We start from the raw sequence: 24,022 nt of genomic DNA on the forward strand, positions 1-24,022 counted from the left end.
AAAAAATAATGCTTTAGATTGTCTAAAGCAGTTCGTCAGTGCTATTGGGTTTCTCCAGTTTACACCAACAGTTAGGGCTGCAAATGTTTCCAGGCAATTTATTCGTCTGACACTAGCCAAGAAAGGCCGATTGCTTCTTCCCAATTTTGTTGATTATTGTTATCTTCCATAATGTATCATTGGAGAATTTTCTATTTAACGAAGATGAACGATTTCTCAGTACGATTTCTCAGTACGATTTCTCAGTACGATTTCTCAGTACGATTTCTCAGTACGATTTCTCAGTACGATTTCTCAGTACGATTTCTCAGTACGATTTCTCAGTACGATTTCTCAGTACGAAAGAGTAGTAATGCATTATATTCAAATTAAATAATTACTGTTACCCGACCATACCTGGTGATGATTCAATCCTAGAATTTTTGAATCTCACCTTTTTAATTCTGAGAGTTTGCAGTTTTCTCGTAATAGTATTCTTGCCTTTTCAAATCTTTTTCAGAAATAATTCGGCATTTTCGCATTGGAACTAGTCGTGAAATTTGCTCATATGTGTTCATGTCTCTGACATCTGCAGCATATGCAATTTGTAATAGTGGTGGTTTTTCTATAATCATTGGTTTTGCCTGTTCATATCCTCCACTCTGTCTCATACCCGTTCGAAACAATCCTAGATGACTGTTATTTTTTGAAATTTGAGGATCCTGATAACAACAAATTGCAAATTCATCATTTTCTTTCTCAATGATAGTTAATCTCGTAAATTTATCACTCCAATCTTCAATCTCTTTGGCAATGGCTAGTGCCTCATTTTTGTCCTCAAAAACTGTGGATACTACCAATCTATCTTTTTCATAAGCCCAAGAAATTCCGTAAAAATTGTTCTTCCATGTAATATCTAAAGACATGTTTTCATCTGATGTCTATTCAAATTAATGCTTTCTAATTCTTTAGTCTAAATAAAAAAAACTAATCTAGCACTGTTTTTCACATTCACATTGTCTACTAGTAAACAAATTCTTGAATGCTTCAAATCTTGACTGTCCAATTACTGGTTTTTGTCTTCCGACAATTTTGAATAGATTGATTCCAGTCTCAGAGCTAGTTCCCTTTAGTGCCCAGGATCCATTCTTCATTAGATATGGTTTTGGATTGTTCATTGACACTTTCTTTTTTGCTTTGATATCATATGCCTCTATTGTTGACATGAGCCATGATGGCAAAATTCGTATTACAGATTTAAAGTGAGTTTTTTCTCAGTGTTAAGCTTAAAAATAATATTTCTTTATGCCTGTTTTAATTTTACAAAAATAAATTATTGTGTGATTGGGCTTATCTCACAATCACACTCTTCTCGTTTTCCACAGTATGGACAGTTGCAGTTGCAATAAATCAGGGCAACGCCGCATGTTCTGCATTTTGTATACTCTGCAAAGTCATCGTTCATGGTATTATTTGGCATGATGAATTGATAAATTAAACGTGGCAAATTCTAAAAATTAGTTTTATTATTTTCATTTTACTAAACAAATGTTTAAAAAATCATTACATGATCTTTTATATCTCGAGCCTGAATGATTATTGACGCCTTCGTTTAGTGGTCTATGCATGCTATAAACGACCACTATTCCAAGACGTTGGTTATCTCTTTTTCAATAATGCTTCTTCAGGAGTTTTCTCTTTGTTTGATTCCCAATGCCAATTATGATGTTTCTTCCAATGGGTTTCTAATTTTTCAGTAGTTGGCTCTTTTCCTAATGGAGTACCGCATAATTTACACTGTATCATTTTTTACCTCTTTTTGCTTTTTCTTTTTTGGTTTTATTATGGGATGACATTGCACTGGTAAATTTTCATCATCCATGCATTTTGTACTGATAATTTAGAATTAAGAGTTTTCTTTTTTTGGTTTGGGTTTTACTTTGGATTTTTTATTTTTATCTTGATATTTCTGCTTTTTTCTTTTTTGCTCTAAATCTAATATTGAATATGTTTTTCCCATTTCACATAGTTTCATTTCACCTGTATGATCATCATGAATTGATTCAAAGGAACCGCTGGATAATAATTCGCCCACAATACTCCATGCCATGTCTTCAGATACGTCAAACTTGTATGATATGGTTGAAACTTTGGTAAAGTATCCATTTTGAGAATTCCTCTTTACAAAACTTTCTACCTTTTGCTCTGCTGTCAATGATAGTTCTCTTTTTTTAAAATTTCTATATGGTTTTCTCTCAGACATTATCTCATTATCCCTTTATCTTGTATTTTAGCTCAATCCTTTGAATGTAATGTGTCCGGATCATTGTTGCCTGGCAAATATTTATCTCCTAACTTGTTTTGCATTCTCTCATCAAATTCTTCTTGCAATCGTGTGAGGTATAGTTCAGCTTCTGTTTCATCATCTGGAATTCCAGTATCTGTATTGAAATTAAATCCAGTTGCCAGATGATAAAACTCCTCAAAGAATTCTTTACAGTCAATTACATCTGCTTTTTCATCTATAGTTACTACTAGAGCCTCGTTTTCTATTCTAAAATTAAGGCAAACTTCCTCCTCTATCATAATATCTGCCATAACTGACATGAGATAAACCACGTATTTTGAGTCTAATTTGCCTTGGTCTTTATTTGAAATCCATAATTCGTAGCCGTCCAGAAAATTATCAAATGTCCTAACTACTATATCTCGAATAAACACATCAGGATTTGCCATTTTTGTATTCCATGATTCAAAACTATTGGGTTCTGCATAGACTGTATCAAAAGTTAATTCCTCATTTAGTTGCTCAAACTCCCAAATCTGTTTGTTAGTCCACATTGGGGAGTATTCTTGAATTAATTTTTTGGTACTTTGATTCAATGAAATTTGTGTTTTTTTCTTCTGTTTAATCTTATCTTGACCTAGTTTATTCCTGATTTGAGAAATTCTATGGTGCATTCAGCAAGTTCTTTACTTGAATGTTTTTTGATATCATGTTTGCAATTTGGACATATTCCTGACTCTTCTTCTGTAAATTCATCCCCTACTTGCTTCATACAGCATTCCATTAGTTCTTCAGTAGAATGTGATTCCATTGCAAGTTTACACGTCGGACATTCAGTCAAAGTTGAATTCTTCAAAACTTTGTTGTTATTAAATTATATTTGATTTTGCAAATGGTCTGATATGTCAATTATTGATAAATTTCAAAACACATTACATTGCATGTGTAAAGAAGATGTAATTTTTGAAATTATAGATGATGTTGAATGTGATTGGGGAATTCACACTGTAATTCAATGTCCAAAATGTGAAGAATTGTTTTCAATTGATTGTGGATGTCCTGCTTTTCAAGATGTTATGAAATTGACATTGTTAAATCAAAATTTATTTTCAGATGAGCAAAACTCTAACTATTTGAAAAACTCTCATCCCAATTAAAATTCTGGGCCACAGATAAAATTGGTAATCAATGTCGAGTGCGTTAGGCGATTACCAACATCCAGCTATTCTATGGCAATGATTCTAATTCGATAATTCTTTTAAAATAAAAAAAGTATGAAAAAGTTGATTTAGTTTATCAAAAAATTCAATTGAGCCTGATTCTATTAATTTAATGGAAAGTTTTAGGTACTCCAATTAGTTTAACTGATTATTGAAAACAATAGTTGTGTTAATTGTATTTTTAGTGGGTTTTGGATATGCGTGGTATGCTGATTTACTCCCGTTTAACACTGAAACTAGTAAGGGACTTTCGCCATCCATTGAAAATCTTCAACAAATATCAAATGTAGTGACATCTAAAGATCATCAGATTATTTACTATTCTTTTGAAGATGTCCCTGATGTTCCAGATAAACAGATTCCAATTGATGCATTAAAAAAAGCGTTAGATACTTGGGAGGAATATAATCCTAATTTAGAATTTATAGAATCTAAAAATTCTAACATTGAAATAAAATGGCAAAAATATGCATCCTCTACTCATACCGGTTTAGCAACATGCAATACTGTTTTGTTTGGAATTCTAAGTCACTGCATATTGGATATATCCATTGGTGCACAAGATTGTAATTCTAACTTTGTTCAAAATGATGAAAATATGGTTGTAAATATTTTGATGCATGAAATTGGACATACGATGGGGTTGGGTCATACTAGTGAGAAAAATCACTTGATGTATTCTACTGAATCTCCGCAAATTGATTATAACACTAAAGGATATTCTATCCCTGAAAGATTTGAAGAATTGTACGTTGGACAAAAATTATTACTATCTGAAGAAAAAGAAATTGAATCTCAAATTAAATTGTTAGATGATAAAATTGCACGTGAACAATCACAATATGATGAATACTATAAACAGTATGAATTTTATGAAGGAAAGACTCTACCTCCAAAAGAATTTGAAAAAGCTCAACAAGCTCATGACAAATTAAATAAACAAGCAGAAAAAGTAAATGACTTGATTGATCAACAAAATGAATTAATTGAACAAATCAATGAAATATTGAATCAGCTTGGATGCAATCCTAATTTTGAAATTTTATCTTAATTATCCAAACAACAAAACTAATCCTACAATTAATGCAGCTACTGAAATTCCCATCCATATGTAGAATTTTTTCATCATGGATAGCCTCTAAATTGTCTGAGATTAATAGTTTAGAATTATGAAAGCAAGCAAATTTGATATCTTATCATCGGCCCTTTGGGGGTTACAGTAGATATCAAATCCGCAATCATCTTGCTTTCAATATTTGTAATGATTGGTATTTTGAAAAATTCATAAAATTGACCATGTCTTGTATTTTGATCAAAAAGGGTTGAAAAAGTGATCCATTACCCACTCCTGCAATGTTGAGCCTGATGTTTGAAAAATTCCATGCATGAATAATTTTGTTCAATTTGCACACACGTTTTCTTTTAGTCTAATCTGCTAAATCAATTACAGAGTCATCTGTTTGACGGCGTCATACATTTGCCTTAATTGACCATACCTAGAATTCCTTTGCCGTCAAACACTCTTTTCTAATAATAAATTCACACCTAAAAAATAAAGAATAATTTTATTCTCATAGAAATACGGCTAGATATGGGTGAAAAAACAACTTTGGAATGGACTTCTAATTTTGCCCTTTCGTGGTCTGATTTTCAAGCAGAATCAAATCCTGCCGTGTTTGAAGACAGTCATAGTGTAATAAAATATAGATTCACTTGGGTTGTGGATTCAGAAATAGTTGATAGAAATGTTGTTTTTCTAATTAATGACATTTCTCTTTTTGTAGAGTTTCATCCATTGTTATCTTGGGTACGACAATCTGATGCAAATGAATCATTGCTAAATCATGAACAAGGAAATTTTGACTTGGCTGAACTAGTAAAACGTGAAAATATGGTACATCTGCAAGAACAATTTTACAAAAAACATTTTTCAACTCGAGGTCAAAATGATGAACAACGAAAACAATTTGCAAAAGAAGATTCTGGTAAAATGATTAATGAACAGGTGGAAAAATTACAAAATCTCTTCAATGAACGATCTCAGAAATATCAAAACGATACAAATTATGGAAAGAATTTTGAGGAACAATCAAAATACGATCTGATTTTTAAACAATTGCATACATGATTTGTTTTACATGGATAATCTATTTGTAATTTATGTAAAAGTAAATTATATTTCAATTCAACTATGATGGATTATCAGAATTTAATTTAAATTATATTGAAAATAAATGGTATTTATAAAAAAATCAACTATGGATTTTTTTATTGTATGCTATATCTTTGAATAATTATGTTCTATTTTCTATAATTTTATTTTCAGGAACCGAATTAATGTAATTTACCAGACTTCTATAATATTTTAAATGGAAATTTAAATCTCTTATTTCTGTCTGCTTTAATTCTTCAAGTTCTGGACCGAAATCTGTTTTGTTTGTTTCAATGTGATTTAATGTATTTTCATTTACTTCAATCATATGGAAAAGACTGTGTAATACTTCTCCTTTTGTGAGTGTTTTATCACATGATTTTTCCAATAAAGTTTCAACCCAATCCATATAATTTGTAAAAATAATTCTTATATCCACTCCAGAATTTGAAATATTCTGACCTTTGCTCTATTTTTTTTTAGTCTAGGCTTGAAAATTTATTTTTTAGAAGTCTTTTTCTTCCTTTCCATGATTTCTTTATTCCTTTCAATATCTGAATGAACTTCCACATGGTTGTATAGCTCTTCTTTTGAATCAAACAATTGCTCGCAATAGTAGCACTGATGCATTGCATTATTCCCCCTTTCTAAGTTAAATTGGTTTCTTGAAAAATATAAAAATTACTCCTAATAATTCGGCAAAAAACTATTTTTTGATATAATATGGATGATAATCTACTTGTATCATAATTCATTTTTATATCCATTTTTGTACTAAATCTCAAAAATATCCTTGATGATATTTTTGTTTAAAATGACTAAAAATGATTTTTTGTATTGATCATATTCAATTTTAGTAAAACACAATGAAATGGTCTAATGTGTTTCTACTTTGATTTCTGCATTACACACCGGAATATTCCCAGTCTCATTTTTAAAATCTTCAATTAATTGCAGTTGCATCTCTTTTGGATTTTCTGAAAATACTCTCTGATAGAATGATGTTTTTTGTTTGCATTCATCTCCTTCAAATTCTGTATCGACATATTTTGCAAATTCTGCTTCCAGGCTATCTGTTTCTCCAATGAATATTACATCCCGTTTTCTATTATACAAAACGTATACTCCTGGGTTTGCTTTTACATATTGGGAGCTATCTGTCCACACTCTCATTTTATCCTCTAATAATTCCATGATTTATCATAGTGGCACTAGATATTAAACTAGATTACACATTCATTATTCTCCAATAACCCTTATGCTTTTAATACTGAGTAAAAAAAGATGTAATCCTGTCATTATTAGAAAAATTTCCAGATCATTTTACTCCTAGAGAAATTCAAAAAGAGATCATTTCTCAAATTGATGAGAAATTAAAATCAGGCTTCAAGAAAATAATTCTATGTGCACCTACAGGTGTTGGAAAATCTCTTGTGGGTGCAACAATTTCAAATTATTTTGATAGTTCATTTACAGTAACTGCATCAAAACATCTTCAGGATCAATACATCAAAGATATTCCATTTCTAAAGCCAGTAAAAGGCAAGCAAAATTTTCCGTGTCTCAAACTTATGGAATCAGAAAAAGTTGACAATGATAGAAGGGCAATGAGATGGGGTTTGACCTGTGACAAAGGTGAATGTCAGGAAAGAGTCTCAAAAAACGGCAAAGAAGTTTTTGAGGTCTGCAAATTCAAGCCTACTATTAAACAGGTTGAAGATAACACTACAGATGCAAAACCATGTCATTATTACATGCAAAAATATGATGCACTTGTTTCTAATCATTCTTTGTGGAATTATCACGCATTTTTTACAATAATGAAATTTAACAAAAAACTCTTTGAAGATTATCTTGATAGGAAAGTAACCGTTTTTGATGAGGCACATAAAATTGAAGACCAAATTATTCAGTTTGTAGGTTTTGATATTTTTGCAGGGCAAGTTGATGAATGCAATCTAAATTCAGAAAAATATGATTTTACAGATTTGGATTCAATGATTCAACTAACTGATGATATGGCATTTTCTTATGCTAAAAAAATTAAAGATATCAAAGAAAGTGCTGCTTTTCAAAATGATCCTGACTATGAATTACTTACGGGATTGGAACGAAGACATGACAGGTCTGCACAAGCTAAAATTGACATCATGACTGACAAGGATAATTTTGTTGTAAATGATCCTGTCAAAGATTTTAATGGAAATTTTAGAACTATCTCTGTAAAGCCAATTGATGTTTCAAAGTTTGCAAATTCCTTTTTTGAAACAGAATATCAGTTGTTCATGTCTGCAACAATTGACAAAAATAGTTTCTGTGAAAACATGGGATTGGTAAAAGATGATGTTGCGTTTGTTGATACTCCAAAATCTCCATTCCCAATTGAACATAGAACTATAGATCTTCTAAACATTAAGAGGTTAAGCTATGGTTCTACTGAAGAAGATGAACTTGAAGTAATCAAAACAATTGATAGGATAATGGATGAGCATTCAAACGAGCGTGGGCTTATTCTTACATCCTCTATTCCTAGATGTCAAAAAATCATACGTCATCTTTCTCCAAAAAATGCTCAAAGAATTAGGCTCTGTCATAGTAAAAATAAAGATGGCAAAACTCAGGATGAGGTAATTTCTGAACATGCAACTGATCCTACTGGAGTTTTATTGTCTTCCTCATTATGGGAAGGAGTTGATTTGAAAGATGATTTGTCTAGGTTTCAAATAATTGCCAAAGTTCCATATCCAAATTATACCGAAAAGAGAACAAGAGCCAAAATGAACAAATTTCCATCATGGTACACATCGCAAACATTAACAAAAATTCTACAAGGTTTTGGTCGTTCAATTAGAAGTGATGATGACTGGGCAAAAACATATGTCTTGGATACTGCTGTGAATAATGTATTTTTCAAAGGTCAACCAATGATTCCAAGGGCATACTATGATGTTTTAGGAATGGATGATGTTTAATTTTTTAATTTGATTATTTTCTTTCTGCACATGCACATTTTACATAAACCATTTTGAATTCCCCATCTGATTTTATGTTATGTGACATTGGTTTTCTACATTGCTGGCATTCTGTAAATCCAAAATATTCATCAACTTTTATCATTTTATAATCCCATGATTTTTTTTCCTCATTCCAAAATACAGAGTTTAATTCAGATGGTCCTTCCATGAGTAATATTGGAAATTGTTTTATTAATTAATTTTCTATTTGTTTAGATTTTTAAAATCTAGACACTTTGTATCAAATTCATTGAGATATTTTTTAGCATTAATGTTTCCATCCATTATGTAAATTTCACATGTTTCTGAATCAATTAGTTGCTGAGTATTACTACTGTTACTCATTACTTGCAATGCTAAAATTCCTACTAGTACAATTATCAAAATTATTGCAAATTTACTAGAGTAAATGTCCATAAAACTCGTTAATTCATTTTGAACTTAAATCTAATCATTAAAAATCCAAATTATTTGTTTTATTGCTGATTGTAAGGGGTATTTATGATGGACTTTACCCTAGCATGTGTGACAGATATTATAGTTTGCCCAAATTGTGGATTGTCATTTTCTACAAAAGAAAATGATCTATGCACTCATTGCAACTTTACCAATAAAGCTCGAAGTTAAAATATTGTTAGAGAGAACCTGTAGTAGACAACAGTAATTTGATAAGCATAAATTGATTTCTTTTTCCTGTTATCTCTGGTGAATGTCTGATATTGCGATCTATAAATCTTGTGGATAAATTGTTCTTTCTAGGGATTTGCAGTAGTGATTGCACCTTGTGCAGCAGAGCCTACAAGTGTTGCATATTTTGCTAATGCACCTGACGTGTAGTTTGGTGCAGGTTTTCTCCAAGATTCTTTTCTTTTTGCCAACTCTTCTTCTGAAACATGAAGATCAATTACTGTAGTTTCTGTATCAATTGTAATTTCATCACCATTTTTCACAAGAGCAATAGGTCCACCAACATATGCTTCTGGTGCAACGTGTCCTACCATGAATCCTCTAGTTCCACCTGAAAATCGTCCATCAGTTACCATTGCAACTTTTTTACCTAAACCTTGACCTACAAGTGCTGCAGTGGTTGCAAGCATTTCTCGCATTCCTGGTCCTCCTTTTGGTCCTTCATATCTGATTACTACTACATCGCCTTCTTCAACATCTCCCTTTGCAACTGCATCAAAGGCATATTCTTCTCTATCGTACACTTTAGCTTTACCTGTAAATTTTGTCATCTCTACTCCTGCTGTTTTAATTACAGCTCCCTCTGGTGCAAGACTTCCTTTGAGTACTACTGCAGTTCCTACAGAATGAAGTGGATTATCAATTGGGCGAATAATAGTTTGCTCAGGTTCTGGAATATTCATAGAATCAAGATTTTGTTGAATTGTCTTTCCAGTGACTGTGATACAATCTCCATTTATCAATCCTTTAGCAGCTAGTTTTTTGAGAACAAATGGAATTCCTCCTATCTTATCAAGACTATTCATTACATAATTCCCACCTGGTTTCATATCTGCAATATGTGGTGTCTTTTTTCTAATTTTTTCAAAATCATCATATGTCAATTTGATTCTTGCTTCATTTGCCATTGCTAACAAATGTAAAATTCCATTAGTTGAACCTCCAACTGCGTTGAGCATTACAATTGAATTCTCAAATGCTTCATACGTCATTATGTCTCTTGGTTTGATGTTTAATTCTAATAGTTTGGCACATGCAGCACCTGTATCATAAACCATTTTGTTTCTACGGTCATCTTCTGCAGGAGGACTGGCACTTCCAGGTAGTGCTAATCCGATAGCTTCTGAAATTGATGCCATTGTGTTTGCAGTAAACATTCCACCACATGATCCTGAACTAGGACATGCTGTATTTTCTATATTTTTTAACATCTCTAAAGAAATTTGACCTGAATCGTATGCGCCTACTGCTTCATAAACATCAACAACTGTTAGTTCTTTTCCGTCTAAAATTCCTGGCATAATAGTTCCGCCATATACAAACACTGATGGTAGGTTTAATCTTGCCATTGCCATCATGGTGCCTGGTAAACTTTTATCACAACCAGCTATTCCAACAATTCCGTCATATTGGTGGGCTCTAACCATTAATTCAATAGAATCTGCAATAACTTCACGAGAAATTAAAGAAGATTTCATTCCTTCATGACCCATTGCAATTCCATCACTGACTGCAATTGTTGAAAATATTCGTGGAGTTGCTCCATTATCTGCAACTCCTTTCTTTGCTTCTTCAGCTAAAGTTGGCAATAATATGTTGCAAGGAGTTGCCTCGTTTCCTGTATGGCAAACTCCGATGAATTGTTTACTGAGATCATTATCATTTAGCCCCATGGCCTTGTACATTGCTCTATGGGGAGAACGTGCGGTTCCATCTACTACGTTCTTACTGGAAATTTCCATAATATGACAAATTTGGATTGCTATAATTTAGACTTTCGTCAGATTGTCAATGGTATGATTTTACACAAAATTATGTTGTTTTAGGCACAAATATGATTTGAATACTTAATTCATATCAAAATAATTTAGAACATATTGGTTTGTTTTAGATGTGATGGAAAAGGTCAATACAAGAATCAATTTGGCATTATGGAAAAATGCGAGTCCTGTCAAAAAATGAGTATGAGTTTTGATAAGGTAAATGCTGAACCTGATTTAGATGAAGAAGGATATTGAGAAATTTTCAATATGCTACTTTACTGACTGTTTTCTAATTGATTGCTTTCATTGAGTTTAAATTGTAAATATTTTGAATATTTTCATGGAACAAAAAGCACTAGAATGTCCGGTTTGCAAGAGTAACAAGGCTGAGATTGCAGGAGATGATGTAAAACTCAGTGGAAGATTTGAAGATAAAGAATTCCTTACAACTGAGTTGACTGTTCTGAGATGTTCTATGTGTGGATATTATATGATGTTTGACAAAAGTGCATCATCATTTACTACAAAGGATAAAACTTAGAATTTTATTTTACTAATACTTGGTTGTCTAGTTGTAACAAGTATGCTTCAATCTCTTCAGGTGTTTCAGCACCATACACAATTAACACTCTGTCGTCTTCTACAATTTCATATTCTCTAATGTCTGGTACTTGTTCTCCGTTAATGAAGAATTTTAATTCATAGTCTTCATTTGAACAGAATTGTTTTCCATCTGGGAATATGTAGCATTGATCATCTAGACCTATTGCTAGAGTTTCAAATAGATAACCTAGATCAACTCCTGTTGCGTGCTTGTGAATTGTAGACCCATCTCTACCTTCAAAATGAATCCAGCTTGATTTGATTTGAAATGCTGGACCTGAAAATTCAAATGTATCACCAAATATTTTTACCAAAATTGCTGCATGTGAGTGTTCACTGCCTAACGCTCCTGCATTTTCTGGGCCACCTGGTGCAGTTTCAGTCATATTGAGAAACAGATATCCTGCATATCCTACAATTACTGCAATTATTGCTAAAACTCCAATTGCGATAAGAGTCTCTTTCTTCTTTGCTGCTGAATGTTTTGTAGCATAGTTTTCACGTTTTACTTCACGCTCTCGTCTTTCTTTTCGGCCCATTGGATAATTCCACTCTGAAATTTGCCCTAATTAACCATTCGTCACTTGATCATTTCAAAATAGAATTGATTGCTATTCTAGTGATTTTGAATCTGTGAATCTTTCTTGAAAAGAGTTCATGTAGATCGATACTGTTTTTGACTAGACTCTTTGTAATGATATCTCTACTAAAGCACATGTGAATTGCAAAGAGGGATTTATTCATGATTTTGTGTGGTTTGAGATATTATCCTCAAAAAGATGCATGCATTGTGGAAAAGAAGAAATCTAGAACAATAGGATTTATTTTCTATAGTTGAGTTTTACATGCCTAACTGATGTTTATTTGAATTAAGTAATAATAAATAAAATCACCAATTGCTGTTCTTTATGGGATGTATTTTTTGTGACATATTGGATGGAAAACGAGATGGCCATTTCTTATATGAGGATGAATTTCATGTTGCATTTTTAGATAAATATCCGATAGATGTGGGACACAGTTTAGTAATTCCTAGAAAACATCATGAACGAATTACTGATATGGATTCAAATGATGTTGGAAATGTTTTTGCAATAGTTCCTAAAATTGCAAAGGCTATTTTGGATGCTACAGGAGCTGATGCGTTTAGCCTTGCACAAAACAATGGACGAGCAGCAAAACAAATTATCCCTCACGTTCACATCCACATCATTCCAAGATATAATAGCAAGGGAACTGTTTGGACTAAACGTCAGATATCATCTGATGAAGAACTTTTAGAACTGGCAAAAAAAGTTCGCAGTCTTATTTAGAATGGCCTGGATTGTATCTCAGTATTGCTCCAACTTTTCCTAAACTTGCAAGCATGTTTCCATGCTCTGCACTACCTGAAACAACTTCTAACTGAGAGCCAGCTTTTGAAGATAAAATTTGTAAATAGTCTACCACATCTTGTTCGTTAACTTCTACCTCCATAGAATTACATCCTGGGCATGGTTTTGAAGAAAATTCTGTCTTTTTTGGAATTACCAGTGGTCTTTCAACTATCTCTTCTTGAAGATGTTTACAACGCTTACATTTCCCTTCAACTCTGTGAAGATTCGTGTTATCTGTAATTAACAAAGTTTGAACAACATTATTTTTTAGATACTCTATTACTTCTTGCAAACCATAAGATCCTTTTCCGGTATTGGTGTTGATCTCTCTAAACAAATCCTCGACCATTTTCTTCTCTTCAACCAATCTGAAATTTCCTAAAATATCTGCAGATTTTGCAAAAGCTTCTCTTATGCCTTCTGCTCCTGAATATGATGCATCAATTGTATTGATAATATTATTTTGTAATCTGTATTCTAAATAATTCCCATTTATGAAATCCTCTTTGGTGGGTCCTGGCCCTGAAATGATTAATCCTTTTACTGGGTAAATGTCAATAAAATACTCTCTGGTGGTTTGTGCCACTCTGTTGTAAAAATAACTTAGTTCCATCTCCCTTAGTTTTTGAAATCTTTTAGCAGACTGTCCACCTTGCCTGTGTTTACCTGCAACACCTGAACCTGTTTGGGATAAAACCTCTATTTTATCTCCATGTAGTAATCCCCAGCCTGCATCTTTTGCATCAATTGCTAAAAATCCAATCAGGTTGTCATCTTTTAGCATGTCTTTTAGAATATCTACATGGAAATGATCATCACATCTGTACAGATATTGATTCAAATCTTTTGGTGGGTCTATCTCCCAAATTGTAACCACTTCACTTCCTAGAGGCCCTCCTTCTTCTGGCGGCAATGCTCCGCAAAACACCACTAGTCCTTTATCTGGAGTTTTTTTGTACATCTTTAATCTTTGAACAACTTTACCTAGTGAATCAACTACATGTGATCTTGTTAAATCTGATTTGATATTATCTGCGGTTCCTTGCTCTTGTTGTAATGAATTAATAATTTCGTGTAATTGTTTTCCTTTTGGAATATACACTGTAATTAATTCAGTACCTCTGCCAGATTTTTGAGATAATTCTTCTAATGTTTTTCTGATTTTGTATATTTTAACAGAATCTTGTTTTTCAATGTCAATCTTGGGCATTACGTACTATCCTTAAATTGCGAATATATCTTTTTGATTATTTTTAAAATCATAACTCTTCAAATGTTTTTAGAAATACTTCTAATGGTTGATTTCCTCGAATTTTGATTATTTTTTCTCCATTAAAGACCAAAAATGACGGTGTTGCATCAATTCCAATCTCTTTTCCAAATTCATGTATGGCGTTTACTTTGTTTTGATATTTGTGATCATCTAGACATTTGTTAAATTCATTCAAATCCAAATTCACAGTATTTGCAAAATTTTCTAATGATCCTCTTGTTATCCAACCCGTTCTTTCTCCACCCCAATTGATGTATAGTTCGTCATGATATTGCCAATACTTTCCTTGGTCTTCTGCACAGTATGTTGCTTCTGCTGCAAGAAGTGAATCAGGACCATTTAATGGAAAGTCTTTGAAAACTAATTTGACTTTACCCGTATTGATAAAATCTTCTTGAATTGTCTCTAGTGTATTTTGATGAAATTTGTAACAAAATGTGCATTGATAGTCTCCCCACTCTAAGATTGTGATAGGTGCATTTGAATTGCCCATAATGGGCGAGCCATCATCAATCAAATTTGAGGTTGTAAGTAGACTGGAGTTTGTTTCAGTTTCTGGATAAAATGCCAAAAACATTCCTGTAATTATTCCAATTACTATGGGAATTGCTAGCAAGTACAACTGTGTCATACAAGAACAAATTTTATTTCAAGTAAATATCTTGTCTAATTGTATTCTAAATTTGGTTTTCTAATACGACCATTATTTCTGATAACTTTGTCTTGATATCTTTTTCTTCTTGATTGATGTTAATTTTATCTAATTTATTGAACAATTCTGTATTGTTAATCATATGATCTAATACGTCTAGTGAAAACGGTTTTTCTATCACTGCAATTGCTCTATCAATCTTTGTTAATACTTCAAGTAATGTTTTTTCAAGATACCCTGATGCAAATATAATTTTTTGACGTGGATTGATATTTAGAATTTCTATTGCAGCTTCCAAACCTGTCATAAATGGCATTTTTTGATCTAAAATAACTACATCAAAACAATTCTCTGATTCATTTGATGTTCTCTTGTAGATGTCTACACATTTTTTTCCATCAGTGGCAGTTGTGATTTCTTTACCTTTCCCTTCCAGAAATGTCTTGTATAATGTTAGAATGGCTGGTTCATCATCTGCAATTAATAATTTCAATGATTTTTTTTCTGGTGTTTGTTTTTGTTGTATATTTTCTTCACCAATTTTTAACATTTCTAATTTAATTGGACCTAGAATCTTTGATTCTGCTAATCTGCCAAAAACACCTTCTGTTAATTCTGCAAATAAATCATAATTTGTAATAATCTCTTCTTCTCTTCTACCGCTAATTTTTACCATAGTTTGCATAATTGAATTGTATCCGTCACCTCCATACAGATTGATCAGCTCACCTTGGATGATCTCTGAAAGTTGATTTTCATATTCTTTATCTGAAGAATCTATCCCGGTTGTGCTCATTATCCTATTATTATGATAATTTTTTGTATCAAAAGGAACAGTATGTTAGATCTTATACAAACAGATTTCGTGAAAATAATCTGATTTCTTTATAAATAATACCGGCATCCAAGAGCTTAAATATATTCAGAGAAAGATGATTTTCATGTCTGAATCACAACAAATCAGTATTTCAAAGACTGGTGTTTCAAAATTAGCAATTCTGGCATTGGCAATTGTATTTGCAGCAGGATTGTTTGTTGTTGGATTTGATCAAGGACATATCTTTAGTCTAGTTTATGGCGAGCAAGCATTTACAGACCTTTACATTCATGAGCTTACTCATGATATGAGACATGCAGCTGGCTTTCCTTGTCATTAGGAATCCTTAATCTTGAAAACCATTATTTTTATCACTATTGTTTTGCTCTCTGGCGCTTTTGCAGGATTCATTCATGGAACTGTGAATTTTGCCATAGTAGAACCATATCTTGATCAGGCAATTGGAATTGAAAATCAAAATCTCTTTGATTCTGGAGAAGAAGAAGACAATGCAGAGTTTTGGATTGAATATGAAGGATATCGAACGTGGCAAAAAAGTGGTCAAATTTTAGCTGGTGTAATTTTGGGAACATCTGTTGGTGCTCTTTTTGGAATTGTTTTTGCATTGTCTAGAAATACACTCCCTGGAAATCATGATGTAAAAAAATCTCTACTACTTGCAGGAATTATGTGGTTTACTCTATATCTAATACCTTTTTTGAAATATCCTGCAAATCCTCCAACAGTTGGTGATGCTGAAACTGTAGTTCTTCGAGCAATTCTGTATCTATCCTTTATTGCAATCTCTGGAATAGGTGCATTGGTATTTTACAAAGTGTCTAAGAAATTAGAAAATAATAAAAAATTCATATCTTTAATTGGATATGGTATTTTCATTAGCGCTGTATTCTTCATAATGCCTGAAAACCCCGATGAAATTACTGCCCCAATGAATTTGGTAAATGAATTTAGATTAATGTCTGTACTTGGTGTTTCGTCATTTTGGATTTCTGTAGGTATAATTTTGGGTTTGTTCTGGAATCGTTTTGAATCTAGAAAAGAAACAACTCAGTATTCATAATTATTCTAACTCTCTAGAATGAGAATGATTACAGCCCGTTTAAATAGATGGACAATATTTCTCATATTTGCATGTCAAGAAAATTAACTTTGCCACAATTAAAAAAATATGATATCACTCAAAAAGTAATAGAAGCATTGGCTGATTCTGAGTCAAGGGCAATTCTGTTTTCAATCATTAAGAAAGGTAACACTGCAGCTGAACTATCCTACAAATTAAAAATCCCTCTAAGTTCAGTGTATAAAAAATTGAAAGATCTTGAGGAATTAACACTAATTGAAGTTGAACAATGGATGCTATCTGATAAGGGGAGAAAATACAAAGTTTATCGAAGTAGAATAAGTAAGGCTGATATCTCCATTAGAAAACCTGAACCTGTTTTAACATTAATTCCAAATTAAGTGATTTTATGCAAAAACCAACCATAATCCAACTATCTGAATTTGACATTACTCAGAGAATTATTGAATCCCTTAGCAATGTATGTACTAGATCTGTATTATTTTCAGTCAAAAATGAATCAAAAGATGCGACACAAATTTCTGATGAATTGAAAATTTCACTTTCAACTGTTTACAAAACATTGTCCACACTTGAGGATCTCGCTCTTGCTGAGATTGACAAGTATGTTATTTCTACAGAGGGTAAAAAAATCAAACTTTATCGGAGTAGAATAGGCAAGGTGGAAATTACATTGGAGGATTTGGAACCTAGTCTAAATTTGTACTCAAACACTTCTAATCCTAAATCCAATTCATAAAAATATAATTTAAGACCAATTGTCTTTGTTACTATTTTTAGCAATGTGATATTTCTAATTTAATTATCCTTACTATTGTTGAGCATATTATACAAATCGAGCCTATCAAGTAATTATATTCTCATTCTATAGATTTAGAATGAGAATTAAAAATGAAACCTTAATTTAAATAATTTAGCTTATCCTAATTTTTTGTTAATCATGAAACGACAACTTACAATAACATTGATTGCTGTATTTGCAGCAGTTGGTGTTTTGTCTGTACCATTAACTCAGACAGTCCAAGCTGAAAGTTTAGTCCCTGAATGGATTAAAACAAATGCTGGTTGGTGGGCTGATGGTGCACTAGATGATGAAACTTTTCTAAATGGAATTGAATTTCTATTAGAAAGTGGAATCATTAATGTTTCATCTGAATCAAAAACTACAATTTCAGAACCTCTTACCATCGGATTTATTCCAGTTGAAAAAGCTGATGAATTAACTCCAAAAGCTCAAGCACTAGAAACATTTCTAGAACATGAACTTGGTATAGATGTTGAAATTGTTGTTCCAACAAACTATGAAACTATCATTGAAGGAATGAGATTTGGTCATATTGATGCTGCCTTTATGGATACTGGTCCTGCATGGATTACCCATCAAAGAACCGGTGCAGAAGCTGTAATGGCTGAACTTGTTGCAGGTAAAGTAAATTATCAAGCAACTGTTTGGGCACTTGCTAACAATGATTCAATTCAATCCTTAGAAGATACGGTTGGAAAAAAAGTGGCATTTACCAGCATAACTGGTTCCTCTGGTTTTGTTAGACCTATGGGAACCCTAGTTACTGATGGACACATTACAATTGAAGGTGATGACATTGTTGCTTTGGAATCTGCATTGGCAAATAACTTTGAAAGTTATACTTTTGCAGGCGGATACAAAGCTGCATTACAGTTACTTCTTAATGGTAAAGTAGATGTTGCATTTGGTTCAGATATTGCTCCGCAAAAATATCTTGAATTAGAAGATCAAGTAAAGTTACGTCCAGTTACAACAATTGGACCTGTACCATCACATGTGTTTATGGTAAGTTCAGACATGTCTGACTCTACCAAAAAAGCACTAGTTGATGCATTAATTCAACTCAATTATGATGAAAATAATCATATTTTGACTGACTTGTATGGTGCAGAAGCTCTAGTTCCAACAACTACTACTATGCACATTGGTGAGTTTGGTAGTTTTATCGATGCTTTAACAGGCCTTGATCAGAAAATCCTTGATAAATATAACAAGAGCAAATAAAACCCGGGATTCTGGAAATGAAACAAATTCAGATGACCCAAAACCCTTCTTTTTCATTAATTTCTACAAATAAAATCATCCAGATGAGTGATGTATCTACATCATATGATTCCAAGAATTTTGCATTAGAAAAAATTAATCTTTCAATTGATAGGGGAACTAATTATGCCATTGTTGGTCAATCAGGCTCTGGAAAATCAACTCTACTGAAATTAATGAATGGAATGATGGTTCCAAGTAGTGGGGTAATTAAAATTGATTACACTACACCTGACATGAACAATAAAAAATTTAAAAAAATGATGCATACAATAGGATACATCCCTCAAAGTTTAGGGTTGGTAAAAAATATCACAGTACTTGATAATATTTTAATTGGATCTTTGCCTAGATTAAATAAAATACAGTCATTTTTAAAAAAATTCCCTGAACATGAAATCATTGAAGCTAAAAGAATAATTTCACTTGTTGGACTAACGGGCAAAGAAAACAGAAAAACCTACATGTTAAGTGGTGGTGAAAAACGTAGAGTTGCTATTGCCAGAGCATTGATGCAAAAACCCACTATTTTGTTAGCAGATGAAATTGTTTCAGAACTTGATCATGTTACTGCAAAAGAAATAATGGATTTAGTTGCTGATGCTCAAAAACAAATGAATTTGACTGCTATCATGGTCCATCATGATATGCAATTAGCATTAGAATATGCAAACAGGGTTGCAGTGATTAAGGAAGGTCATAAAATTTTAGAAATAGGCGTTGAGGGTGACACTATTGTTGATTTTCAAACAGGAGATATGACTACTGAAGAAATAATGGAGATGTATGATGATGACACCAAAAAATAATATTGTAATTGGGATTATTGTGGGACTCGTTCTTATTGCATCCTATAATGTTGAAGCTAATCCTTTAGAATTTGCTGAAGGTTTACCTAATCTTGGAATTGTTCTTGAAGAAATCCTAGTTTTAGAAAATATTATTGATAATATGAAATATGTTCCAACTGCTCTTTTAGCAATGCTTGAAACATTGCAAATGGCTTTCATTGGAACTGTAATTGGTGTTGTTATTGGATTGCCATTTAGTATGCTTGCTGCACGTAACTTGAATAACAAATTCGTTTATGCTCCAATTAGAGCATTTTTAGCGATAATTCGCACGTTTCCTTCAATTCTATGGGCAATGTTATTTGTAATTGTTGTTGGATTGGGACCGTTTGCTGGTGTCCTGGCAATAATTCTATACACAATTGGATTTGTAACTAAATTACAATACGAATCGATTGAAACTATTGATTCTGATCCTATGGATGCTGTCACTTCTATTGGCGTTTCAAAATTCCAATTAATTAGATATGTTGTAATTCCTGAATCTGCCTCACATCTTCTTGGTCAAATGCTTTACATGTTTGATTACAATGTTCGTCAAAGTACTATTTTGGGTATTGTAGGTGCAGGAGGTATTGGTTTTTACGTTGTACAATATATCAAATTCTTTGAATATGGAAAAGTTGCTGTGTTCATGTTTGTTGTGTTGATAGTGGTTTTGGGAATTGATTGGGCTAGTGTTAAAATGCGAGATAAATTTATTGTAAAATCCCAACATGGGATGGAAGTTACTACAAAAAAATTTACGTTGTAATTTTATCTAATTGGTTTAATTCTGTAGCTGTCTTGACCTCTCTTGCAATTCTTTTCCCCATACTCATAGTTTCATTGAATAGTAGAGAATAGTAGGGGGAGCCATCCATGTAGATGTTAGAACCTGCAACTATTCTTGCTGAAAATTCAAAAGATGTAAAGTTTGCATTTTCATCATAAACTCCTTCGATACAAAATGGACCATTCATTCCTGGGGCTACAACTCTTTTTGCAGCTTTTACAAAATTTTCTCCCATTTTATATACTTCGTCTAACAATGATTCTCGTAAAACAAGAGGGCTGTTTCCAATCACATTAAATGATGGAACTTTATTTGATTTCATTTGTTGTTCTGCTGGTATTCTTCCCAACCCTTCAATGTCGGATTCATGTCTTTGATCAACTCCGAAGAATTCTAATTCTTCTTTTAATGGAGAATAGAAAAATGTCAAATAAGCTAAAACACCTGCTGCATATTCTTGAATGTACAGAGTTTCATCTTTAGAAATTATTCCTTCTGAAATCAATTGATTTCTTTTACTATTGTAATCTTCTTCATTTGCTGCCATAAAGTAGCCTTTTCCACCTGCAGCTCCTTGTCTTTTTACAATTACTAATTTTTCAATTTGACTTGGTTCTGTAACTGGCTCGGGCATTGGAAGTTTTGCCTCTCTCATTAGTTTCTCTTTCATTTCTCTGTCTGATTCCCATCTTAGAATCCATTTGTTCCCGAAGACAGGGGTTTTGATTGATTCAATTTCTTCAGAACTCATTTGTGCAACCAATGTTCCATGAGGTATTAGGACTGCATTATTTTCTTCAAGAATTGTTTGGCATTTTTGATCTAATACTTCTTTGAATGAGTCTACGATAATTAATTCATCGATAAATGGGAATCTTTTGTATAGTTTTTCACGTTTTTTTTCACACACAAGAATTGTTTTCAACCCTTCATCTTTTGCTCCTTTTAGAACCTGTAAAGAACAATGTGAGCCTAATGTTGCAATTGCAGTCATTGATATTTTGAGTGTGTCCTTGTACTTTATGAACTATTATGTGCAGTTGTGACATATTGGAACACTTCATCTATTAATTCCACACTTAATTCTGATTTTACATCCTCAGGAATTACCTTTAGTACAAAATCATACATTGTTGTATTTTTTGGTAATTCGTCTCTTTCTTGGAGTAATGAAAACACTGCAATTCCATTAGAAATTATTGCTATAATTTTTTCTTTATTTGAAAGTGTCATGACTTTATGAATAATTATTACAATTTAATATAAATCCGGCTTTACTGCTAGAGCATTGATTTTCTGAGTTCTGGGTTTTGATAAATTTGAATCACTCCAGATCTTTCATTAAATATTTCTAATTCTATGATGACATTGTGTTCTTCCCCTTCGCCAGCTTGTTGAGATGCGTGATATCCTACGTATACTCCTACAATGAGAAACATTGCAATTACTAAAAGAATCAATATGTTCAACTTGTTTTTTTGTGGAATTTTTACTGGCTATAAGCATTATGAAAATTAAGGAAATGGTTCACTATTTTATATAAAAATTAATTACACCATGATATCTGGAATATTGTAAATTATGATAGAAACTGAATTAGGAACTTTACGTAGATCTCATTATTCTGATGAAATAAACTCCTCTATGGATGGAACTTCTGTCACTGTAATGGGTTGGGTCTTGACTATTCGTGGACATGGAAACATCAGTTTTGCTACATTACGGGACAAAAATGGTGATCTTTCTATTGTTGCAAAAAAAGGAGATTGCCCTGATGCTATTCGCGAAAAAATCTCTGCATTAAAAGCACATTCGTCTATTGCAATTGTTGGAAATGTCAAGGCATCTGAAAAAGCACCTAGTGGTTATGAAATAATTCCAACCGAACTAAGAGTGTTCTCGGATGTTGAAAAAATTCCTCCTTTTGAGCCCACTGTAAAAACAGTAAAAAATATTGATACTAGATTGGAGGTCAGACCTATTGATCTTAGACGTGATGTTCTACAACATATTTTCAAAACAAGAAGTTTAGTTTTAAAATCAATTCGAGATTATTTTGGAAATCAAAACTTTGTTGAAATTAACACTCCGAAAATGATTGCAACGGCCACTGAAGGTGGTGCTGCATTATTTCCAATTTTCTATTACAACAAAGAAGCATTCTTAGCTCAGAGTCCCCAATTGTACAAAGAACAATTGACGATGAGTTTTGAAAAAGTTTTTGAGATTGCACCTATTTTTAGAGCCGAACCTTCGAGAACAAATCGTCATTTAGCTGAAGCAATTTCTATTGATTTGGAAGAAGCATTTGTTGATTACACTGATGTAATGAATAGAATTGAAGAAATTATCAAAGTTTCAATTAGTGCTGTTAATGACTATGTGAAAGATAATCCTGATTCTGAATTCCCTACAATCCAAATTCCTGATATAATTCCTCGATATACTTATGATGATTTAATTGATAGAATGCAAAAAGCAGGTGCAAAAACAGAATGGGGTGATGACTTGTATCCATCAAATCTCAAAAAAATAGGACTAGATGGATTTTATTTTATTACTGACTGGCCTCTTGCACCAAAACCATTTTACGTAAAAGATAGTAAATCCAACCCCAAAGTTTCAGAATCATTTGATTTGATGTATGGTGATTTAGAATTGTCTTCTGGCAGTACAAGAATTGAAAAACGTGATGAGTTAGCTGAGAGAATGAAAAACAAAGGTATGAAAACTGATGCGTTTGAATATCACTTGGCAGCATTTGATTATGGAGTTCCTCCCCACGCCGGATGTGGGATAGGATTGGAGAGATTAATTATGGTTTTAACAGGTACTGAAAATATTCGTGATACTACATTTTATCCACGAGATGTGGATAGATTAACACCTTGATTCAACAACCGTTATTGTCTTTAAGAAAATGAGTGGTGCTTGTGAGTCTGGTATTGGAATCTTTGCTAACGGTGAAGAAGAATGTGGAATTACAAATATCGGAGATTCTGCAATAGCATTTTTCAAGAACAAACCTGAAACAATAAACGGCTCAAGAGTTCTATTTGACATTGGAAAGCACAAAGAAGGAATGATATTTGTTAGATTTACACTACATACTGACTCTAAGGATTATTCCTTTGAGGTCTTCCCTCAAATATCCTGGTTGAGATTATTTACAAGTTCGGGAATGGTAAACGTTACAGACAATGATCATCAACCCTTAGGGAGGTTTAACATTCCACTTGATACTTTGAGGGATAAATTATCTAAAGTTCCAGAATGTCGTGATCTAGTTGATGGCGTCTTTGAATGATTGTAAAATCAAGGAACTAGAGAAAAAGAAATGACCAAGATTTTTAAAATGTAAAAAACACTTGATAATATCATGGTTTTAGAGTTGCAAAATTAC

Annotated in this window: 35 protein-coding genes; 16 read left to right on the forward strand and 19 right to left on the reverse strand. The window is 32.5% G+C overall.

Going from position 1 to position 24,022, the window contains the following annotated elements:
• Positions 1–437 precede the first annotated feature (437 nt).
• From C5F49_RS04325 to C5F49_RS04350, 6 genes are all read right to left on the reverse strand, one after another.
• Positions 438–905, reverse strand: coding sequence for a hypothetical protein (locus C5F49_RS04325; protein ID WP_179363499.1), 468 nt, complete (start codon positions 903–905; stop codon positions 438–440).
• Between the two features lie 66 nt (positions 906–971).
• Positions 972–1,205, reverse strand: a complete 234-nt coding sequence (locus C5F49_RS04330) for a hypothetical protein (protein WP_179363500.1) — start codon at positions 1,203–1,205, stop codon at positions 972–974.
• Positions 1,206–1,638: 433 nt separating this feature from the next.
• Positions 1,639–1,785, reverse strand: a complete 147-nt coding sequence (locus tag C5F49_RS04335; RefSeq protein ID WP_179363501.1) for a hypothetical protein — start codon at positions 1,783–1,785, stop codon at positions 1,639–1,641.
• Between the two features lie 100 nt (positions 1,786–1,885).
• On the reverse strand, positions 1,886–2,242 hold the full coding sequence (locus C5F49_RS04340) for a hypothetical protein (RefSeq protein ID WP_179363502.1): 357 nt from the start codon (positions 2,240–2,242) through the stop codon (positions 1,886–1,888).
• Between the two features lie 32 nt (positions 2,243–2,274).
• Entirely contained in the window at positions 2,275–2,862 is a 588-nt protein-coding gene (locus C5F49_RS04345; protein WP_179363503.1) for a hypothetical protein, read from the reverse strand.
• Positions 2,863–2,903: 41 nt separating this feature from the next.
• Entirely contained in the window at positions 2,904–3,122 is a 219-nt protein-coding gene (locus C5F49_RS04350) for a hypothetical protein (RefSeq protein WP_246275393.1), read from the reverse strand.
• A 46-nt stretch (positions 3,123–3,168) separates the two neighbouring features.
• On the opposite strand from C5F49_RS04350, the gene C5F49_RS04355 reads away from it, so the two are divergent.
• Entirely contained in the window at positions 3,169–3,423 is a 255-nt protein-coding gene (locus tag C5F49_RS04355; protein ID WP_179363504.1) for a hypothetical protein, read from the forward strand.
• Between the two features lie 214 nt (positions 3,424–3,637).
• Entirely contained in the window at positions 3,638–4,537 is a 900-nt protein-coding gene (locus C5F49_RS04360) for a matrixin family metalloprotease (protein WP_179363505.1), read from the forward strand.
• Positions 4,538–4,724: 187 nt separating this feature from the next.
• Here the strand turns inward: C5F49_RS04360 and C5F49_RS04365 are convergent, their stop codons facing one another.
• Positions 4,725–4,889 carry a hypothetical protein gene (locus C5F49_RS04365; RefSeq protein WP_179363506.1) on the reverse strand — a complete coding sequence of 55 codons (165 nt, stop codon included), beginning with the start codon at positions 4,887–4,889 and terminating at the stop codon, positions 4,725–4,727.
• A 188-nt stretch (positions 4,890–5,077) separates the two neighbouring features.
• On the opposite strand from C5F49_RS04365, the gene C5F49_RS04370 reads away from it, so the two are divergent.
• Positions 5,078–5,614, forward strand: coding sequence for a hypothetical protein (locus tag C5F49_RS04370; RefSeq protein WP_179363507.1), 537 nt, complete (start codon positions 5,078–5,080; stop codon positions 5,612–5,614).
• 166 nt (positions 5,615–5,780) lie between these two features.
• Here the strand turns inward: C5F49_RS04370 and C5F49_RS04375 are convergent, their stop codons facing one another.
• Positions 5,781–6,047 carry a hypothetical protein gene (locus C5F49_RS04375; protein WP_179363508.1) on the reverse strand — a complete coding sequence of 89 codons (267 nt, stop codon included), beginning with the start codon at positions 6,045–6,047 and terminating at the stop codon, positions 5,781–5,783.
• Between the two features lie 467 nt (positions 6,048–6,514).
• Positions 6,515–6,832, reverse strand: coding sequence for a hypothetical protein (locus C5F49_RS04380; protein ID WP_179363509.1), 318 nt, complete (start codon positions 6,830–6,832; stop codon positions 6,515–6,517).
• A 95-nt stretch (positions 6,833–6,927) separates the two neighbouring features.
• Here C5F49_RS04380 and C5F49_RS04385 point away from each other — a divergent pair, with 95 nt between their 5' ends.
• Entirely contained in the window at positions 6,928–8,610 is a 1,683-nt protein-coding gene (locus tag C5F49_RS04385; protein ID WP_246275406.1) for a helicase C-terminal domain-containing protein, read from the forward strand.
• A 13-nt stretch (positions 8,611–8,623) separates the two neighbouring features.
• Here C5F49_RS04385 and C5F49_RS04390 read toward each other — a convergent pair whose 3' ends face one another.
• The 3 genes from C5F49_RS04390 to ilvD form a co-directional block, all read right to left on the reverse strand.
• Positions 8,624–8,821 carry a hypothetical protein gene (locus C5F49_RS04390; RefSeq protein WP_179363510.1) on the reverse strand — a complete coding sequence of 66 codons (198 nt, stop codon included), beginning with the start codon at positions 8,819–8,821 and terminating at the stop codon, positions 8,624–8,626.
• Between the two features lie 35 nt (positions 8,822–8,856).
• Positions 8,857–9,069 (reverse strand): hypothetical protein, encoded by a 213-nt coding sequence (locus tag C5F49_RS04395; RefSeq protein WP_179363511.1) that lies wholly within the window; start codon positions 9,067–9,069, stop codon positions 8,857–8,859.
• A 338-nt stretch (positions 9,070–9,407) separates the two neighbouring features.
• The gene (gene ilvD, locus C5F49_RS04400) at positions 9,408–11,081 is read right to left on the reverse strand and encodes a dihydroxy-acid dehydratase (RefSeq protein ID WP_179363512.1); all 1,674 of its coding nucleotides are present in this window, start codon (positions 11,079–11,081) and stop codon (positions 9,408–9,410) included.
• Between the two features lie 135 nt (positions 11,082–11,216).
• Between ilvD and C5F49_RS04405 the strand changes: the two genes are divergently transcribed.
• Positions 11,217–11,357: a hypothetical protein gene (locus tag C5F49_RS04405; RefSeq protein ID WP_179363513.1), complete on the forward strand. Its 141-nt coding sequence runs from the start codon at positions 11,217–11,219 to the stop codon at positions 11,355–11,357.
• 85 nt (positions 11,358–11,442) lie between these two features.
• Entirely contained in the window at positions 11,443–11,643 is a 201-nt protein-coding gene (locus C5F49_RS04410; protein WP_179363514.1) for a hypothetical protein, read from the forward strand.
• 4 nt (positions 11,644–11,647) lie between these two features.
• Here C5F49_RS04410 and C5F49_RS04415 read toward each other — a convergent pair whose 3' ends face one another.
• Positions 11,648–12,244 carry a protein-disulfide isomerase gene (locus tag C5F49_RS04415; protein ID WP_179363515.1) on the reverse strand — a complete coding sequence of 199 codons (597 nt, stop codon included), beginning with the start codon at positions 12,242–12,244 and terminating at the stop codon, positions 11,648–11,650.
• 369 nt (positions 12,245–12,613) lie between these two features.
• On the opposite strand from C5F49_RS04415, the gene C5F49_RS04420 reads away from it, so the two are divergent.
• Positions 12,614–13,018 carry an HIT domain-containing protein gene (locus tag C5F49_RS04420; RefSeq protein WP_179363516.1) on the forward strand — a complete coding sequence of 135 codons (405 nt, stop codon included), beginning with the start codon at positions 12,614–12,616 and terminating at the stop codon, positions 13,016–13,018.
• Here the strand turns inward: C5F49_RS04420 and prf1 are convergent.
• From prf1 to C5F49_RS04435, 3 genes are read right to left on the reverse strand one after another with little or no spacing between them, the layout of a single operon-like run.
• On the reverse strand, positions 13,011–14,291 hold the full coding sequence (gene prf1, locus C5F49_RS04425; RefSeq protein WP_179363517.1) for a peptide chain release factor aRF-1: 1,281 nt from the start codon (positions 14,289–14,291) through the stop codon (positions 13,011–13,013). The genes C5F49_RS04420 and prf1 overlap by 8 nt on opposite strands.
• Positions 14,292–14,340: 49 nt before the next feature.
• Positions 14,341–14,985 carry a DsbA family protein gene (locus C5F49_RS04430; protein WP_179363518.1) on the reverse strand — a complete coding sequence of 215 codons (645 nt, stop codon included), beginning with the start codon at positions 14,983–14,985 and terminating at the stop codon, positions 14,341–14,343.
• A 46-nt stretch (positions 14,986–15,031) separates the two neighbouring features.
• Positions 15,032–15,802, reverse strand: coding sequence for a response regulator (locus tag C5F49_RS04435; RefSeq protein ID WP_179363519.1), 771 nt, complete (start codon positions 15,800–15,802; stop codon positions 15,032–15,034).
• 145 nt (positions 15,803–15,947) lie between these two features.
• On the opposite strand from C5F49_RS04435, the gene C5F49_RS04440 reads away from it, so the two are divergent.
• The 7 genes from C5F49_RS04440 (at position 15,948) to phnE (ending at position 20,598) form a co-directional block, all read left to right on the forward strand.
• Positions 15,948–16,163, forward strand: coding sequence for a CbtB domain-containing protein (locus C5F49_RS04440; protein ID WP_179363520.1), 216 nt, complete (start codon positions 15,948–15,950; stop codon positions 16,161–16,163).
• Between the two features lie 12 nt (positions 16,164–16,175).
• Complete coding sequence (locus C5F49_RS04445) at positions 16,176–16,904, forward strand: CbtA family protein (protein ID WP_179363521.1); 729 nt, start codon at positions 16,176–16,178, stop codon at positions 16,902–16,904.
• A gap of 71 nt (positions 16,905–16,975) precedes the next feature.
• Positions 16,976–17,305, forward strand: a complete 330-nt coding sequence (locus C5F49_RS04450; RefSeq protein WP_179363522.1) for an ArsR/SmtB family transcription factor — start codon at positions 16,976–16,978, stop codon at positions 17,303–17,305.
• Positions 17,306–17,313: 8 nt separating this feature from the next.
• Positions 17,314–17,664 (forward strand): helix-turn-helix domain-containing protein, encoded by a 351-nt coding sequence (locus tag C5F49_RS04455; RefSeq protein WP_179363523.1) that lies wholly within the window; start codon positions 17,314–17,316, stop codon positions 17,662–17,664.
• A 201-nt stretch (positions 17,665–17,865) separates the two neighbouring features.
• Positions 17,866–18,954, forward strand: a complete 1,089-nt coding sequence (locus tag C5F49_RS04460; protein WP_179363524.1) for a phosphate/phosphite/phosphonate ABC transporter substrate-binding protein — start codon at positions 17,866–17,868, stop codon at positions 18,952–18,954.
• Between the two features lie 17 nt (positions 18,955–18,971).
• The gene (locus C5F49_RS04465; protein WP_179363525.1) at positions 18,972–19,802 is read left to right on the forward strand and encodes a phosphonate ABC transporter ATP-binding protein; all 831 of its coding nucleotides are present in this window, start codon (positions 18,972–18,974) and stop codon (positions 19,800–19,802) included.
• Positions 19,783–20,598 (forward strand): phosphonate ABC transporter, permease protein PhnE, encoded by an 816-nt coding sequence (gene phnE, locus C5F49_RS04470; RefSeq protein WP_246275394.1) that lies wholly within the window; start codon positions 19,783–19,785, stop codon positions 20,596–20,598. Before C5F49_RS04465 ends, phnE begins: the two co-directional genes overlap by 20 nt.
• Here the strand turns inward: phnE and C5F49_RS04475 are convergent.
• The 3 genes from C5F49_RS04475 to C5F49_RS04485 are packed head-to-tail and all read right to left on the reverse strand — an operon-like array spanning position 20,588 to position 22,079.
• Entirely contained in the window at positions 20,588–21,613 is a 1,026-nt protein-coding gene (locus C5F49_RS04475; protein WP_179363526.1) for a formate--phosphoribosylaminoimidazolecarboxamide ligase, read from the reverse strand. The genes phnE and C5F49_RS04475 overlap by 11 nt on opposite strands.
• Positions 21,614–21,639: 26 nt before the next feature.
• Positions 21,640–21,852 carry a hypothetical protein gene (locus C5F49_RS04480; RefSeq protein ID WP_179363527.1) on the reverse strand — a complete coding sequence of 71 codons (213 nt, stop codon included), beginning with the start codon at positions 21,850–21,852 and terminating at the stop codon, positions 21,640–21,642.
• A 47-nt stretch (positions 21,853–21,899) separates the two neighbouring features.
• Entirely contained in the window at positions 21,900–22,079 is a 180-nt protein-coding gene (locus C5F49_RS04485; protein WP_246275395.1) for a hypothetical protein, read from the reverse strand.
• A gap of 121 nt (positions 22,080–22,200) precedes the next feature.
• Here C5F49_RS04485 and aspS point away from each other — a divergent pair, with 121 nt between their 5' ends.
• Together aspS and C5F49_RS04495 are read left to right on the forward strand one after the other, a co-directional pair.
• Complete coding sequence (gene aspS, locus C5F49_RS04490) at positions 22,201–23,511, forward strand: aspartate--tRNA(Asn) ligase (RefSeq protein ID WP_179363529.1); 1,311 nt, start codon at positions 22,201–22,203, stop codon at positions 23,509–23,511.
• A gap of 28 nt (positions 23,512–23,539) precedes the next feature.
• A complete protein-coding gene (locus C5F49_RS04495) occupies positions 23,540–23,926 on the forward strand; it encodes a hypothetical protein (RefSeq protein WP_179363530.1) in 387 nt (128 codons plus the stop codon).
• Positions 23,927–24,022: the final 96 nt, after the last annotated feature.

The organism is Nitrosopumilus oxyclinae, from assembly GCF_013407165.1.
Lineage (GTDB): Archaea > Thermoproteota > Nitrososphaeria > Nitrososphaerales > Nitrosopumilaceae > Nitrosopumilus > Nitrosopumilus oxyclinae.